Source organism: Mammaliicoccus sp. C-M13 (genome assembly GCF_022386845.1).
GTDB lineage: Bacteria > Bacillota > Bacilli > Staphylococcales > Staphylococcaceae > Mammaliicoccus > Mammaliicoccus lentus.
Genome location: NZ_JAJNHQ010000016.1, coordinates 37,798 through 52,702, shown reverse-complemented (window position 1 = coordinate 52,702; position 14,905 = coordinate 37,798). Strand labels below are relative to the sequence as shown.

The 14,905-nt window shown below is 33.9% G+C and carries 17 protein-coding genes; 16 read left to right on the top strand and 1 reads right to left on the bottom strand.

Annotated features, from left to right (window positions below):
* Nucleotides 1-305: 305 nt before the first annotated feature.
* Entirely contained in the window at nt 306-833 is a 528-nt protein-coding gene (locus LQ615_RS11805) for a DUF2529 family protein (protein WP_239704106.1), read from the bottom strand.
* 60 nt (nt 834-893) lie between these two features.
* Here LQ615_RS11805 and LQ615_RS11800 point away from each other — a divergent pair, with 60 nt between their 5' ends.
* From LQ615_RS11800 to upp, 16 genes are all read left to right on the top strand, one after another.
* On the top strand, nt 894-1,247 hold the full coding sequence (locus LQ615_RS11800) for a response regulator (RefSeq protein WP_016998888.1): 354 nt from the start codon (nt 894-896) through the stop codon (nt 1,245-1,247).
* Nucleotides 1,248-1,332: 85 nt separating this feature from the next.
* Complete coding sequence (gene fdaB / locus LQ615_RS11795; RefSeq protein WP_016998889.1) at nt 1,333-2,190, top strand: class IIb fructose-bisphosphate aldolase FdaB; 858 nt, start codon at nt 1,333-1,335, stop codon at nt 2,188-2,190.
* Nucleotides 2,191-2,366: 176 nt separating this feature from the next.
* On the top strand, nt 2,367-3,623 hold the full coding sequence (locus LQ615_RS11790) for a UDP-N-acetylglucosamine 1-carboxyvinyltransferase (protein WP_239704105.1): 1,257 nt from the start codon (nt 2,367-2,369) through the stop codon (nt 3,621-3,623).
* Nucleotides 3,624-3,691: 68 nt separating this feature from the next.
* Complete coding sequence (locus LQ615_RS11785; protein WP_016998891.1) at nt 3,692-4,021, top strand: winged helix-turn-helix transcriptional regulator; 330 nt, start codon at nt 3,692-3,694, stop codon at nt 4,019-4,021.
* Between the two features lie 198 nt (nt 4,022-4,219).
* Nucleotides 4,220-5,647, top strand: a complete 1,428-nt coding sequence (locus LQ615_RS11780) for an aldehyde dehydrogenase family protein (RefSeq protein ID WP_016998892.1) — start codon at nt 4,220-4,222, stop codon at nt 5,645-5,647.
* 423 nt (nt 5,648-6,070) lie between these two features.
* On the top strand, nt 6,071-7,387 hold the full coding sequence (rho, locus tag LQ615_RS11775) for a transcription termination factor Rho (protein WP_064204158.1): 1,317 nt from the start codon (nt 6,071-6,073) through the stop codon (nt 7,385-7,387).
* Between the two features lie 110 nt (nt 7,388-7,497).
* Nucleotides 7,498-7,752 (top strand): type B 50S ribosomal protein L31, encoded by a 255-nt coding sequence (locus LQ615_RS11770; RefSeq protein WP_016998893.1) that lies wholly within the window; start codon nt 7,498-7,500, stop codon nt 7,750-7,752.
* Nucleotides 7,753-7,869: 117 nt separating this feature from the next.
* Complete coding sequence (locus LQ615_RS11765; RefSeq protein ID WP_016998894.1) at nt 7,870-8,469, top strand: thymidine kinase; 600 nt, start codon at nt 7,870-7,872, stop codon at nt 8,467-8,469.
* Entirely contained in the window at nt 8,462-9,538 is a 1,077-nt protein-coding gene (gene prfA / locus LQ615_RS11760; RefSeq protein WP_016998895.1) for a peptide chain release factor 1, read from the top strand. The genes LQ615_RS11765 and prfA overlap by 8 nt, the downstream gene beginning before the upstream one ends.
* Nucleotides 9,525-10,379 carry a peptide chain release factor N(5)-glutamine methyltransferase gene (gene prmC / locus LQ615_RS11755; RefSeq protein ID WP_239704104.1) on the top strand — a complete coding sequence of 285 codons (855 nt, stop codon included), beginning with the start codon at nt 9,525-9,527 and terminating at the stop codon, nt 10,377-10,379. Before prfA ends, prmC begins: the two co-directional genes overlap by 14 nt.
* A gap of 91 nt (nt 10,380-10,470) precedes the next feature.
* Complete coding sequence (locus tag LQ615_RS11750; RefSeq protein WP_103268936.1) at nt 10,471-11,517, top strand: L-threonylcarbamoyladenylate synthase; 1,047 nt, start codon at nt 10,471-10,473, stop codon at nt 11,515-11,517.
* On the top strand, nt 11,514-11,930 hold the full coding sequence (locus tag LQ615_RS11745; protein WP_239704103.1) for a low molecular weight protein arginine phosphatase: 417 nt from the start codon (nt 11,514-11,516) through the stop codon (nt 11,928-11,930). The genes LQ615_RS11750 and LQ615_RS11745 overlap by 4 nt, the downstream gene beginning before the upstream one ends.
* 86 nt (nt 11,931-12,016) lie before the next feature.
* Nucleotides 12,017-12,454, top strand: coding sequence for a ribose 5-phosphate isomerase B (gene rpiB, locus LQ615_RS11740; RefSeq protein ID WP_016998899.1), 438 nt, complete (start codon nt 12,017-12,019; stop codon nt 12,452-12,454).
* A complete protein-coding gene (locus tag LQ615_RS11735; protein WP_064204157.1) occupies nt 12,451-12,975 on the top strand; it encodes a TIGR01440 family protein in 525 nt (174 codons plus the stop codon). Before rpiB ends, LQ615_RS11735 begins: the two co-directional genes overlap by 4 nt.
* A 24-nt stretch (nt 12,976-12,999) precedes the next feature.
* Nucleotides 13,000-14,241, top strand: coding sequence for a serine hydroxymethyltransferase (locus LQ615_RS11730; protein WP_239704102.1), 1,242 nt, complete (start codon nt 13,000-13,002; stop codon nt 14,239-14,241).
* Nucleotides 14,242-14,262: 21 nt separating this feature from the next.
* Nucleotides 14,263-14,892, top strand: a complete 630-nt coding sequence (gene upp, locus LQ615_RS11725; protein WP_016998902.1) for a uracil phosphoribosyltransferase — start codon at nt 14,263-14,265, stop codon at nt 14,890-14,892.
* The last annotated feature ends 13 nt before the right edge of the window (nt 14,893-14,905 follow it).

Here is a 14,905-nt window from a genome sequence, read left to right as displayed (position 1 = left end):
AAAATCAAACAGATTTATTTTGTTAATACATTCTAAAAAACCAATGGTTGATTACTTCTAAAGATATTACACATAAATATGGACTTGACTCATTCCGACGCTCTAAGTTGCACGTGACGCTTGTCTAGCAACATTCCGACGCTCTATGTTGCACGTGGCACTTGTCTAGCAACATTCTGACGCTCTAAGTTGCACGTGACGCTCGTCTAGCAACATTCTGACGCTCTATGTTGCACGTGGACCTCGTCTAACAACATTCCGACGCTCTAAGTTGCACGTGGCGTTTGTCTTGCAACATTTGCTTATTATATTTCTTCATTTAAGTCTTGAGTAATCTCATACATTTCAGCATACATGATATAATGTATGTAATTTATTGCCATCATATGTGGTGTTATAATTTTACTGTAATCAGCTGTAGGTACGATTGGTCGTGGTGTACATAAATCAATATAATGCATTAAAGTTTCATGGGTCTTATTTTCTTTGTCTTTATTCGCTATAACAACAAAATCAACATCTTTATCAGTTAATTTCTCTATCCAAGTATTTAATTCATCAGTAAAGAATGGTGCAATTAATAAAGCGCGATCCGTTGTATCGATGGAATCTATATCTGTTAATGAAGACATTGTTTGAGATTGAGGCAAACTTTCTTTGCTATCTGTTATAAATGATGAAAGGTGATTAGCCTCATCAAAAGTTTTTATATGGATTTTACCTTCACCACCAGCAGCTTGCATAAGTAATTGTGAAGCAATTGCGATTTCTTCTTCTTGTGCATCTATTTTACTAAAAATGCCGTTCAGCTGTGTATTAAAAATTTTAAGCACTATTGCATTCTCCTTTAAATGATAATAAATTTATTTTATATAAAAAGCGAGGTATCTTCAATGGATGTACTTATTATAGATGATGAAAAAAATATAAGACAATTATTAAAGGAAATTTTTGAGTTAAATCAATATCATGTTGATACAGCTGAAAATGGCCAAGAAGGTATAAATAAATTTCTCGAAAATGAATATAAACTTATATTTATAGATAAAAGAATGCCGGGTATATCAGGAGAAAAAGTTTTATTTAAAATAAGAGAAACAAATCCAGATGTTCCAGTTTATATCATTTCGGCTTTCCAAACGTCTACAGATATAGAGACGCTCACTAAAGACAATATAACTGGTGTATTAATGAAGCCGTTTACAATTGAAGAAGTTATGAAAATTGTAAGAAAACATTTAGGATAGGGCTTTCAAAAGATGCAAATATGAAAATAATTTGGTATAATTAGTTTGTAAATATTCGTGCCTTGCACATATAGGAGGAAACTCAATGCCTTTAGTTTCAATGAAAGAAATGTTAATTAAAGCGAAAGAAAATAGTTATGCAGTTGGTCAATACAACTTAAATAACTTAGAATTCACACAAGCGATTCTTCAAGCTACTCAAGAAGAAAATGCACCAGTTATTTTAGGTGTTTCTGAAGGAGCTGCACGTTATATGGGCGGTTTCAAAACTGTCGTAAAAATGGTTGAAGGATTAATTGAAGATTATAGCATTACAGTACCTGTAGCTATTCATTTAGACCATGGTTCAAGTTTCGACAAATGTAAAGAAGCAATCGATGCTGGATTCACTTCAGTTATGATTGATGCTTCTCATCATTCATTTGAAGAAAATATTGAAATCACGTCAAAAGTTGTTGAATATGCTCACGCTAACGGTGTTTCTGTTGAAGCGGAATTAGGAACAGTTGGTGGACAAGAAGACGACGTAATCGCTGAAGGTGTTATCTATGCTGACCCTAAAGAATGTCAAGAACTAGTTGAAAGAACTGGTATCGACACATTAGCTCCAGCACTAGGTTCAGTTCATGGACCTTACAAAGGTGAACCAAACTTAGGATTTAAAGAAATGGAAGAAATCGGTGCTTCAACTGGTTTACCATTAGTATTACACGGTGGTACTGGTATCCCAACACACGATATCAAAAAAGCTATCTCATACGGTACAGCTAAAATCAACGTTAACACTGAGAACCAAATAGCTTCTGCTAAAGCAGTTCGCGAAGTGTTAAACAACGACAGTGAAGTTTACGATCCACGTAAATATTTAGGACCTGCTCGTGAAGCGATTAAAGCAACAGTACAAGGTAAAATCCAAGAATTTGGTACTTCAAACCAAGCTTAATTTATTTAAAAAAAGACCTTTTTCAAGGTCTTTTTTTTATGAATTTATTTCTTACTATTTACTTTTTACGTTTTTGCGTTTATGTTATTGAATAGTATATAATGGAATTAATTATCATATTATTCATGTTGAGAGAGTATGCATTCTCTAAGACGATGAAGTAAAGGAGTAAACATATGTCTCAAGAAGTAATAAAAATCAAAGGCGGAAAAAAACTAAATGGCAAAGTCCAAATTAGTGGTGCCAAAAATAGTGCGGTTGCATTAATACCTGCTAGTTTAATGGCCAATGATGTTGTAACTCTAGACGGCTTGCCAGATATCTCAGATGTTAAGACATTAATGAGCCTGCTTGGAGATTTAAATATAAAAACTGAATTAAATGGTGATCAAATCGTTGTTGATTCAAGTGATGCGGTTAATCTACCATTACCTAATAATAAAGTTCAATCATTAAGAGCTTCTTATTATATGATGGGTGCAATGCTTGGACGTTTTAAAAAGTGTGTAATTGGTTTGCCAGGAGGTTGTCCGCTTGGTCCGAGACCAATCGATCAACATATTAAAGGGTTTGAAGCTTTAGGTGCTAAGGTAACTAATGAACAAGGTGCTATGTATTTAATTGCTGAAGAATTAACTGGAGCAAAAATTTTCATGGACGTTGTAAGTGTTGGAGCAACTATTAATATCATGTTAGCTGCATGCTTAGCTAAAGGTAAAACAGTTATAGAAAATGCTGCTAAAGAACCTGAAATAGTAGATGTTGCTACGTTGTTAAACAATATGGGTGCAAAAATTAGAGGCGCAGGTACTGATACTTTAAAAATTGAAGGTGTCGAGAATTTACATGGAACTAATCACTCAATTATTCCTGATAGAATAGAAGCTGGAACATATATGTGTGCAGCAGCTGCTATGGGAGAGGAAGTATTGATTGAAAACATCATCCCTCTACATTTAGAACCTCTGATTGCGAAATTAAAAGAAATGGGTACTGAGATTGAATTAGGAGAAGACTCTATCATTATTAGAGGTAGGGATGAATATAAACCTGTAGACATTCAAACATCAGTTTACCCAGGTTTTGCTACTGATTTACAACAACCATTCACACCACTTTTATTAAAAGCAAAAGGACAAAGTAAAGTAGTAGAAACAATTTACCCAGCAAGGTTTAAACATGTTGATGAATTATTGCGAATGGGTGCAAAAGTTAATTTAGAAAACGGAACAGCTATATATTATCCATCAAAGCTTACAGGTGCCAGTGTGGCTGCTAGTGATTTGAGAGCGGGTGCATCATTATTAATTGCAGCATTAATTGCTGAAGACGTTACAACTGTATATAATGTTAACCATATTTATAGAGGTTATAGTGGTATAGTAGACAAATTAAAACATTTAGGGGCAGATATTTGGACTGAAGAAGTTTGAGTATAAAATATATACTTTATATATAAAATGTAGTAATATAGGAGTATGAAGTAAAAGAGGTGAGTAACATGGAAATGTGTCCATACTTAGAAGAAACTTTTAAAGTTATCGGGCGTAGTTGGAATGGTTTAATACTCAATTATTTATCTCGTTGTAATGACAAAGCAGCTCATTTTTCTGATATGAAGAGAGATTTGAAACGTATTACACCAAGAGCTTTATCCCTCAAACTAACTGAATTAAGTGAATGGGGATTAGTAGAAAAGAAAGTTGTGACAACAACACCTCTATCAGTTGAATATCATCTTACTAACAAAGGTTACGAATTAGCGCAAGCACTTGTCCCATTAGAAGAGTGGGCGCAACGCAATGTAGAACTAGAGGAAAACCATTCATAAAACAGTGTTTTGTTTTATAAACTTATCTAAAAATTATTTAAGTTTAAGATACGAAAATAGGAGTAGGATAGGAATCTGATTAGAAAATTAGATTCCTGTCCTACTTCTTTTTTTATTTCTATAAACACATTATTTTAAAAAAGTGGGTATAACATACTATAATAAATAATGTAATGACTATAAAGGAGAAGATAATATATGAGACAAGATGTAAAGCAATATATTAATGGCGAATGGGTAGATAGTCATAGTGGTCAAACTCTTGACGTAATCAATCCAGCAACTGAAGAAGTTGCAGGTAAGATTGCTGCAGGTAACAAAGAAGATGTTGACGATGCTGTAGCAGCAGCAAAAAGTGTATATGTAAAATTTAGAAACACATCAGTAGAAGAAAGAAAAGCATTATTAGAAAGAATTGCTGATGAGTATGAAAATAGAAAAGAAGATTTAATAGATGCAATGACAGATGAACTTGGTTCACCGATAGAAAAATCAGAATCAGTTCATTATCAAATGGGATTAAATCATTTTAGAGAAGCAAGTAAAGCGATAGATAGAATAGAATTTGAAGAACGTCGTGGTGATGACTTAGTTGTTAAAGAAGGTATTGGTGTTGCAGGTTTAGTTACACCATGGAACTTCCCAACTAACCAAACATCATTAAAATTAGCTGGTGCTTTTGCAGCAGGTTCACCTGTAGTGTTAAAACCATCAGAAGAAACGCCGTTTGCAGCTATCATTTTAGCTGAAATATTTGAAAAAGCTGGAGTACCAAAAGGTGTATTCAACTTAGTAAATGGCGATGGTGAAGGTGTAGGTAATCCATTAAGTGAGCATCCAGATGTTCGCATGATGTCATTTACAGGTTCAGGCCCAACTGGTAGAAAAATTATGGAAAAAGCTGCACAAGACTTCAAGAAAGTTTCATTAGAATTAGGTGGTAAATCACCATTAGTTATTTTAGATGATGTTGATGTCGAAAAAGCAGCTAAAGGAGCAGTAGCTAAATTTGTTTTAAATACTGGTCAAGTTTGTACAGCAGCAACTCGTACAATTATACCTGAAAGTATTAAAGATGAATTTATAGAAGCTGCAACAAAAGCTATAAACAATGTAAAAGTTGGTAATCCTAGAGAAAAAGGACAAGATATTGGTCCAGTTATTTCTAAAAAACAATTTGATACAGTACAAAGTTATATTCAAAAAGGTATCGATGAAGGCGCAACACTAGCAGCAGGTGGAGTAGGTAAACCTGAAGGACTAGAAAAAGGTTATTTCATAAAACCGACATTGTTTACAGATGTTAAAAACGATATGACAATTGCTCAAGAAGAAATATTCGGTCCGGTAGGTACAATCATTACCTATAAAGATTTAGATGAAGCAATTGAAATTGCTAATGATACAGTATACGGATTAGCAGCTTATGTTTATGGTAATGATACAGACCAAGTTAGAAAAGTAGCTAGATCAATCGAAGCAGGAACTGTCGAGTTAAATGACGCAGGTAGAAAACCTGACTTACCATTCGGTGGTTATAAACAATCAGGTATTGGTAGAGAATGGGGAGACTATGGTATAGAAGAATTCCTAGAAGTCAAAGCAATACCAGGCTACTTTAAATAAGTATTATAAAAATGATACAGGATAAATTATTCCTGTGAATATTAAAACCAGCAACTTTCTTAATCAAAATAGAAAGTTGCTGGTTTTTTAATAAATAGTAATTAGGATTTGGAAATTAACAGCTACTAACGTTCAAAATTGAGTAAATTCACATTGTATAATTAAGTTATAATTACAAAAATAATGTATTATTTCTTGATGTTTTAAGCTATTTTCACGATTGAAGTAACAAATTTTAGTATAATTTTACTATAAAAAGAGATAAATATAGATGTTTAGGTATATTTTACCATATAAAAGTATTTTTTAATTAAAGTTCACAACATATTTTGTCTTAAACGTAAAAAAATGCTATAGTTTAATGGCAGATTGTAAATCTGGGTAAAAGTAATAAATAGATTTTAAGAAATGGGTGTCAATATCATGGCAGAAAGAGTCAGAACAAGTCCTCAGTATGAATCGTTTCACGAATTATACAAGAATTATACAACTAAAGAATTAACATCTAAGGCTAAAGAACTCAAAATCAGTAGCTATAGTAAATTAAATAAAAAAGAACTTGTCTTAGCCATTATGGAAGCACAAATGGAGAAAGACGGAAACTATTATATGGAAGGCATTTTAGATGATATACAACCTGATGGATATGGTTTCCTAAGAACAGTTAACTACTCTAAAGGTGAGAAAGATATTTACATCTCAGCTAGCCAAATAAGACGTTTTGAAATAAAAAAAGGTGATAAAGTAACTGGTAAAGTTAGAAAACCTAAGGAAAATGAAAAGTATTACGGTCTATTACAAGTAGATTTTGTGAATGATCAAAATGCAGAAGAAGTTAAAAAAAGACCACACTTTCAAGCGTTAACCCCTTTATACCCACAAGAACGTATCCAATTAGAAACAACAGAAAAAAATTATTCAACAAGAATTATGGATTTAATTACACCAATTGGTCTTGGACAACGTGGAATGATAGTTGCCCCTCCTAAAGCAGGTAAAACATCATTATTAAAAGAAATCGCTAATGCTATTGCAATAAATCAACCTAATGCGAAATTATTTGTATTATTAATTGGAGAACGACCTGAAGAGGTTACAGATATTGAGAGATCTGTAGAACAAGCAGAAGTAGTGAATTCTACTTTTGATGAGCCGCCAGAACACCATGTAAAAGTAGCTGAGTTGTTATTAGAACGCGCTAAGCGACTTGTTGAAATTGGTGAAGACGTAATCATTTTAATGGATTCATTAACGAGATTAGCACGTGCATATAACTTAGTTATTCCACCAAGTGGTAGAACTTTATCCGGTGGTTTAGATCCAGCATCTTTACACAGACCTAAACATTTCTTCGGCGCTGCAAGAAATATTGAAGCGGGTGGTAGTTTAACAATTTTAGCAACTGCACTTGTTGAAACTGGTTCACGCATGGATGATATGATTTATGAAGAATTTAAAGGTACAGGTAACATGGAACTTCATTTAGATCGTAAATTATCAGAGAAACGAGTATTCCCTGCAATTGACATAAGAAGAAGTTCAACACGTAAAGAAGAATTGTTACTTGATCCAAAAGAATTAGAAATGGTATGGCAGTTAAGAAACCTATTTACGGACCAAAATGATTTTGCAGAACGTTTTATAAGAAAATTAAAACGCACAAAAACTAATGAAGAGTTCTTTGAAGTTTTAAGAAAATCTATGTTAGAAAGTGCTAAAACTGGCAAGTCCATCATATAAAATTTAAGGTTGCAATTTAATTACTCAACATATATAATATGTAAGTATTGAGTGAATAAGTCACAAATAAACTCTGTTCCAGATGGTTCAGGGCAAAGGAGCTGAAAGAAATGAAACAAGGAATTCATCCAGAGTATCATAAAGTAATCTTTTTAGATACGACTACAGACTTCAAATTTTTAAGTGGTTCTACTCGTACTTCTAGTGAAACAATGGAATGGGAAGATGGCAACGAATACCCAGTTATCCGTTTAGATATCTCTTCTGATTCACATCCATTCTATACTGGACGTCAAAAATTCGCATCTGCGGATGGTCGTGTGGAACGCTTCAACAAAAAATTTGGTTTCAAATCAAACAACTAATCATGAAGCGCATCAAGCATCCTTTTTTAAAGGGTGCTTTTTTTTGTAAAAATTAAGAACAGAAATTTATAATATGATATAATTAAGCGATTATGTTGAAAAAGGTGGACAAGTAATATGTACGAAAATTACCATTCCGGTTGGATAGAATGTATTTGCGGAAGTATGTTTAGTGGTAAATCTGAAGAACTAATTAGACGGCTCAGAAGAGGTTTGTATGCTAAACAAGATGTTAAAGTATTTAAACCGGCTATCGACAATCGTTATAGTGAACAAGCAGTCGTGTCTCATAACGGTAATCAATTAGATGCTATAAGCATTGAACATTCAAGTGAAATTTTAAAGCACGATTTACAAGGTATTGATATAATTGGTATTGACGAAGTTCAATTTTTTGACAATGAAATCGTTGCAGTTGCACAAAAATTAGCCGAAGAAGGCTATCGTGTAGTTGTAGCAGGACTGGATATGGATTTCAAAGGTGTGCCCTTTGAACCTATGCCTGAAATGATGGCAGTCGCTGAAATCGTAACTAAATTACAGGCTGTTTGTGCTGTTTGTGGATCACCTTCCAGTCGCACACAAAGGCTTATTAACGGGGAACCCGCTCATATTAATGATCCTATTATTTTAGTAGGGGCAGATGAAAGTTATGAACCGAGATGTAGGGATCATCATATTATAAGAACAGAAACAAGGAGTGATATAAATGTTTGATCAATTAGAAATCGTAGAAAATAGATATGAACAACTTAACGAGCTATTGAGTGATCCTGATGTTGTATCTGATACGGATAAGCTTAGAGAATATTCTAAAGAACAATCTGATTTACAAAAAACAGTAGACGTTTATCGAACATATAAATCAGTGAAAACTGATATCGAAGACGCGAAAGTAATGCTAGAAGAAACAGATGACAAAGACGATCAAGAAATGTTAAAAGATGAAATTAACAGTTTAACTGATCGCATCCCAGAATTAGAGTCAGAGTTGAAGTTCTTACTTATTCCGAAAGATCCAAATGATGAGAAAAACGTAATCGTTGAGATACGTGGTGCAGCAGGTGGAGATGAAGCAGCAATATTTGCTGGAGATTTATTTAGAATGTATTCTCGTTTTGCTGAAATGGAAGGATACAAAATAGACGTAGTAGAAGAAAACCCAAGCGATCATGGTGGTTATAAGGAAATCAGTTTTTCTGTTCAAGGGACTGGTGCGTTTAGTAAATTAAAATATGAAAATGGTGCACACCGTGTGCAACGTGTTCCAGAAACTGAATCAGGTGGTAGAGTTCATACTTCAACTGCGACTGTTGCTATATTACCAGAGGCTGAAGACGTGGAAGTTGATATTCGTAGTGAAGATTTGAAAATTGAAACTTATCGTTCTAGTGGTGCAGGTGGTCAGCACGTTAACACGACTGACTCAGCCGTGCGAATTACACACGTACCTACAGGTATTATTGCAACATCTTCTGAAAAATCACAAATTAAAAACCGTGAAAAAGCACTAAAAGTATTAAAAGCAAGAGTTTTTGATATGATGGTTCGTGAAGAACATGCCAAATATGCTGAAAAAAGGAAATCAGCTGTTGGGACAGGTGACCGTTCTGAACGTATTAGAACATATAATTACCCACAAAACAGAGTTACTGACCATCGTATAGGTTTAACAATTCAAAAATTAGATCAAATAATGGACGGTAAAATTGGTGAAATTATAGATGCGTTAACGATGCATGAACAAACAGAGAAATTGGAAGATTTAAACAATGGAGAATTATAATTTTCATACATTATTAACTGAAACATATAAAGCTTTATCAGCACGAGGGTTAGAAACTTCTCGTGCTGATTGGCTATTAGAAGACATATCTGGTTTGTCCAGAACACAAATCCTTTTAAAACAACAAGAGCCAGTACCAGATAATATACTTAAAAAATTTTTGACTTATAGAGAACGAATGTATTTAGGGGAACCCGTACAGTACATCGTTGGATTTGCTGAGTTCTATGGACGAAAATTTATAGTAAATAATGATGTACTAATCCCTAGACCTGAAACTGAGGAATTAGTTTTGCGAACATTAAATACTATAAATCAACACGAACAAACAGTTTGCGATATTGGAACAGGCACAGGGGCTATTGCAATTAGCTTAAAGAAGGAGCGTACTAATTTAAATGTTATTGCAACTGATATTAGCGATGATGCATTAAAAGTCGCGAAAGAAAATGCTCGATTAAATCAAGCAGAAATTGAGTTTCTTCAAGGCGATGCTTTGAAACCTCTGATTAATAATGGCATTAAAATCGATGTACTTTTATCAAACCCACCTTATATAAGCTACGAAGAAAAAGTAGAAATGTCAGAAACCGTACTGGAATATGAACCACACCTTGCTTTATTCACACAAAACAATGGTTTAGCTATTTACAAACGCATACTAAATGATTTAGATAAAGTGATGAAAAAAGATGGACTAGTCATATTTGAAATCGGTCATTTACAAGGTGAAATTTTAAAATCATATATTCATGAACACTATAAAGTTAAAAATTTGGCAATTATCAAAGATATAAATCAAAAGAATCGTATGATACAATTTAATTGGATGGGTTGTTAATAAGTTATGCACAAAAGGGTTGAGTTATCCACAAAATGTGTATAACTTTTATTTGTATACAGTAAATACGATGAGGAAGGGAAGTATAGCCTTGGAAACATATGTTTGGGATGTGCGTAAGTTTGTTCATAACTTAGCTAGTTATCCACACATCAATCAGATTATAGATGGTTACCGTCAAAATCAACTTATAGCTTTGCCGACGGAAACAGTATATGGATTAGGAGCAAATGCAAAAGACGAAGAAGCAATTAAAAATATTTATAAAGCTAAGGGTCGTCCATCTGATAACCCACTTATCGTTCATATTCATAATAAAAATCAATTAAAAGATTTTACTGAAAATATCTCAGAAGAAACAGAATTGTTGATGGATGCTTTTTGGCCAGGTCCAATTTCATTTATCGTTCCATATAAGTCAGGATATTTAGATGATAGAGTAACGGGAGGGTTGAATTCAGTTGCTGTAAGAATGCCTAGTCATGCTATTGGAAGAGAGATTTTGCAATTAGTCAATTTACCAATTGCAGCTCCAAGTGCAAATTTAAGTGGGAGACCTTCGCCTACAAAATTTGAACATGTAAAACATGACTTAAATACGAGGATTTATGGAATTATACAAGCTGAAGATATAGATGAAGGAATAGAAAGTACAGTAATAGATTGTACGACTTTTCCTTTTAAAATAGCAAGACCAGGGTCTATAACTGCTGAAATGATTAATGAGGTTTTGCCGAATAGTATTATAGATAAAAAAATAGATATAAATAAACCAATTGCCCCAGGAATGAAATATCAGCACTATGCACCTTCTCAACCAGTAACGTTAATAGAGGGTGGTATAACAAAACCGCTCGACCTTAATTTATTAAATAGTAAAAAACTAGCTTTTATTGGTCCAAGAAGCATAGAGCATTTAGTTCCTGAAACCATTAAATTTATTCCTTTAGGAAAAAATAAAAATGATATTAAAGGTGCTCATCATGATTTGTACGATGCATTAAGAATCGCAGACCAATTAAATGATATTGAACATATATTGATAAATGGTTATGAACGAACAGATCAAACTGTTGCATTAATGAATAGAATAGATAAAGCAAGCGGACATAGATTTAAAGGGGAAGATGAATTGTGAAAATAATATTTGTATGTACAGGTAATACTTGTAGAAGTCCATTAGCAGAAGCTATAGCTAAAGATTTGATGCCTGATTACGAAATACATTCGAGAGGTATTTCAGCATTTAACGGTGCACCGATATCTCAACAATCAATGGATATTATATTGGAAAATAATTTACCGATTCCTGAATCAGCGCAACAATTTAGCGATGCAGATTTAGATGCAGATTTAATTTTGACTATGACAGAAAATCACAAATCGATATTGCAATCCATGTATGAACATAAAAATATTGATTCATTAAAACATTATTCGAGTGGAAAAGCTGGAGACGTAGTAGATCCAATTGGACAGCAAATAGGTGTGTATAGAAATACTTATGAAGAAATTAAGAAATTGATAATCGAATTATTACAGAGTAATTAAGAATACAAATAATTTGTATAATAGCTATATCACGCATGAAAAATACGTTATAATATGAAAGTATAAACAAATTGGGAGGTGGGAAGATGAAAGTAGCTATTGCAGCAGACCATGGAGGCTTTGAATACAAAGAAGCAATTAAAAAATTATTAGAAGAAATGAACATTGAATATAAAGATTTTGGAACACATAAAGGTGAATCAGTGGATTATCCAGATTATGCTAAACCTGTTTCAGAAAATGTAGCAAATGGTAATTTCGATAAAGGTATTTTAATTTGTGGAACTGGCATTGGTATGTCGATTGCTTCTAATAAAGTAAAAGGGGTACGTTGTGCACTTGTGCATGATGTTTTTACTGCGGAAGTAACAAGACAACACAATGATTCAAATGTATTAGCATTAGGCCAACGTGTCATCGGTGAAGGATTAGCACTTCTCATCGTCAAAACTTGGTTGACGAGCGAGTTCGAAGGCGGTAGACATCAAAAACGCATAGATAAAATTGAAGGTGATTGTTCATGAAAGATAATTTAATACAATTATTTAATGAACTTAAGTCTAAACAATTTTTTAATGAAAATGAACTATGTATTATAGGATGTTCTACTTCAGAGATTAGAGGGGCAAAAATAGGCTCGAATGGTTCAGCAGAGATTGCGAAAGAATTGTATGAAACGCTTGATTCAATACATAAAGAGACAGGTGTTCATTTTGCATTTCAAGGTTGTGAACATATAAATCGAGCTATTACAATCGAACGCGAACTGTTTGATCCCTACTTAATGACTGAGGTTTCTGTTGTTCCACAACGGAATGCTGGAGGCAGCTTATCAACCTATGCATATCAACATATGGATGATCCTGTATTAGTTGAACATATCAAATGCGATAAAGGTATTGATATTGGTCAAACATTAATTGGTATGCATATTAAGCATGTAGCAGTACCGATATCAGTTGAAACTAGACAAATCGGTGAAGCAGTAGTAACAGTAGCAACAAGCCGTCCAAAATTAATTGGCGGTGAAAGAGCAAAGTATTAAATTCTTAAAAGCGAGGGATTGTACATGTCATTTATTAAAAAGCAAGACGAAAAACTTTTCGAAGCAATGGAAAAAGAGTTCGACAGACAAAATAACAACATAGAATTAATCGCGTCTGAGAACTTTGTTTCTGAAGCGGTGATGGAAGCTCAAGGTTCTGTATTAACTAATAAATACGCAGAAGGTTACCCTGGTCGTCGTTATTATGGTGGTTGTGAGCATGTTGATATCGTAGAAGATATAGCGAGAGAACGCGCAAAAGAAATCTTCGGTGGAGACCATGTTAACGTACAACCACATTCTGGTTCACAAGCAAATATGGCTGTGTATTTTGTTGCTTTAGAACCAGGTGATACTGTACTTGGAATGAATTTAAGTCATGGTGGACATTTAACTCACGGAGCTAAAGTTAACTTTAGTGGTAAACTATATAACTTTGTGGAGTATGGCGTGTCTAAAGAAAATGAACAAATTGACTATGATGAAGTTTTAAGAGTAGCTAAAGAAACTCAACCAAAATTAATAGTTGCTGGTGCTTCTGCTTATCCAAGAGGAATTGATTTCAAACGTTTCAAAGAAATTGCAGATGAAGTAGGCGCTAAATTAATGGTAGATATGGCTCATATCGCTGGTTTAGTTGCTGCTGGATTACACCAAAACCCAGTAGAATATGCTGACTTTGTTACAACTACGACGCACAAGACACTTAGAGGACCTCGTGGTGGCATGATTTTCTGTAAAGAAGAATATGCTAAAGAAATCGATAAAATCATTTTCCCTGGTATCCAAGGTGGTCCATTAATGCATGTCATTGCAGGTAAAGCTGTATCATTTGGTGAAGCATTAGAACCAGAATTTAAAGATTACCAAAAACAAGTGATTAAGAATGCTCAAAAGTTAGCTGCTACACTAGAAGAAGAAGGTTTACGTATTGTATCTGGTGGAACAGATAACCATTTAATCTGTGTCGATGTTAAAGGTTCTCTTGGTATTACAGGAAAAATTGCTGAAAATGCTTTAGATGAAGTAGGCATAACTTGTAATAAAAATACAATACCATTTGATCAAGAAAAGCCTTTCGTAACAAGTGGTATTCGATTAGGTACACCAGCTGTTACATCTCGTGGATTTGATGAAAGTGCAATGGAAGAAGTTGGTAGAATAATGGCGACAGTGCTAAAAAATCCTGAAGATGAAACAACATTAAAAGAAGCACATGAACGTGTATTATCATTAACTTCTAAGTTCCCACTTTACAACAAATAATAGTTATTGGAGGATTGCCTTATGGGTAAAGTACATGTTTTTAATCACCCGCTCATTCAACATAAATTGAGCTATATTCGTGATAAAAAAACTGGAACAAAGGAATTTAGAGAGCTTGTTGACGAAGTAGGCATGCTTATGGCTTATGAAGTTACAAGAGATTTTGATTTAAAAGACGTAGAAATTGAAACACCTGTTACAAAAATGACAGCGCAAAGATTATCAGGTAAGAAATTAGCGCTCATTCCTATTTTACGTGCTGGTCTTGGTATGACAGACGGTATTATGAAACTTGTACCTGCTGCGAGAGTTGGCCACGTTGGTTTATATCGTGACCCAGAAACACTTGAAGCAATAGAGTATTTTGTTAAGTTACCTCAAGATATTGAAGAACGTGAAATTATTGTAGTAGATCCTATGCTTGCTACAGGTGCATCTGCGATTGAAGCTATTCAATCATTAAAAAATCGTGGCGCTACTAAAATCCGCTTTATGGGATTAGTTGCTGCACCTGAAGGGGTTAAGGCACTACAAGAAGCACATGAAGATGTAGATATATATATTGCCGCTTTAGATGAAAAATTAGACGAGCATGCATACATTACACCAGGACTTGGTGATGCAGGCGACCGTCTGTTTGGCACTAAATAATAATAGGAGGATT

Coding starts and splice junctions, on each gene's coding strand:
- LQ615_RS11800 (WP_016998888.1), top strand. CDS start 894: ATGGATGTACTTATTATAGATGATGAAAAAAATATAAGACAATTATTA.
- fdaB (WP_016998889.1), top strand. CDS start 1,333: ATGCCTTTAGTTTCAATGAAAGAAATGTTAATTAAAGCGAAAGAAAAT.
- LQ615_RS11790 (WP_239704105.1), top strand. CDS start 2,367: ATGTCTCAAGAAGTAATAAAAATCAAAGGCGGAAAAAAACTAAATGGC.
- LQ615_RS11785 (WP_016998891.1), top strand. CDS start 3,692: ATGGAAATGTGTCCATACTTAGAAGAAACTTTTAAAGTTATCGGGCGT.
- LQ615_RS11780 (WP_016998892.1), top strand. CDS start 4,220: ATGAGACAAGATGTAAAGCAATATATTAATGGCGAATGGGTAGATAGT.
- rho (WP_064204158.1), top strand. CDS start 6,071: ATGGCAGAAAGAGTCAGAACAAGTCCTCAGTATGAATCGTTTCACGAA.
- LQ615_RS11770 (WP_016998893.1), top strand. CDS start 7,498: ATGAAACAAGGAATTCATCCAGAGTATCATAAAGTAATCTTTTTAGAT.
- LQ615_RS11765 (WP_016998894.1), top strand. CDS start 7,870: ATGTACGAAAATTACCATTCCGGTTGGATAGAATGTATTTGCGGAAGT.
- prfA (WP_016998895.1), top strand. CDS start 8,462: ATGTTTGATCAATTAGAAATCGTAGAAAATAGATATGAACAACTTAAC.
- prmC (WP_239704104.1), top strand. CDS start 9,525: ATGGAGAATTATAATTTTCATACATTATTAACTGAAACATATAAAGCT.
- rpiB (WP_016998899.1), top strand. CDS start 12,017: ATGAAAGTAGCTATTGCAGCAGACCATGGAGGCTTTGAATACAAAGAA.
- LQ615_RS11735 (WP_064204157.1), top strand. CDS start 12,451: ATGAAAGATAATTTAATACAATTATTTAATGAACTTAAGTCTAAACAA.
- LQ615_RS11730 (WP_239704102.1), top strand. CDS start 13,000: ATGTCATTTATTAAAAAGCAAGACGAAAAACTTTTCGAAGCAATGGAA.
- upp (WP_016998902.1), top strand. CDS start 14,263: ATGGGTAAAGTACATGTTTTTAATCACCCGCTCATTCAACATAAATTG.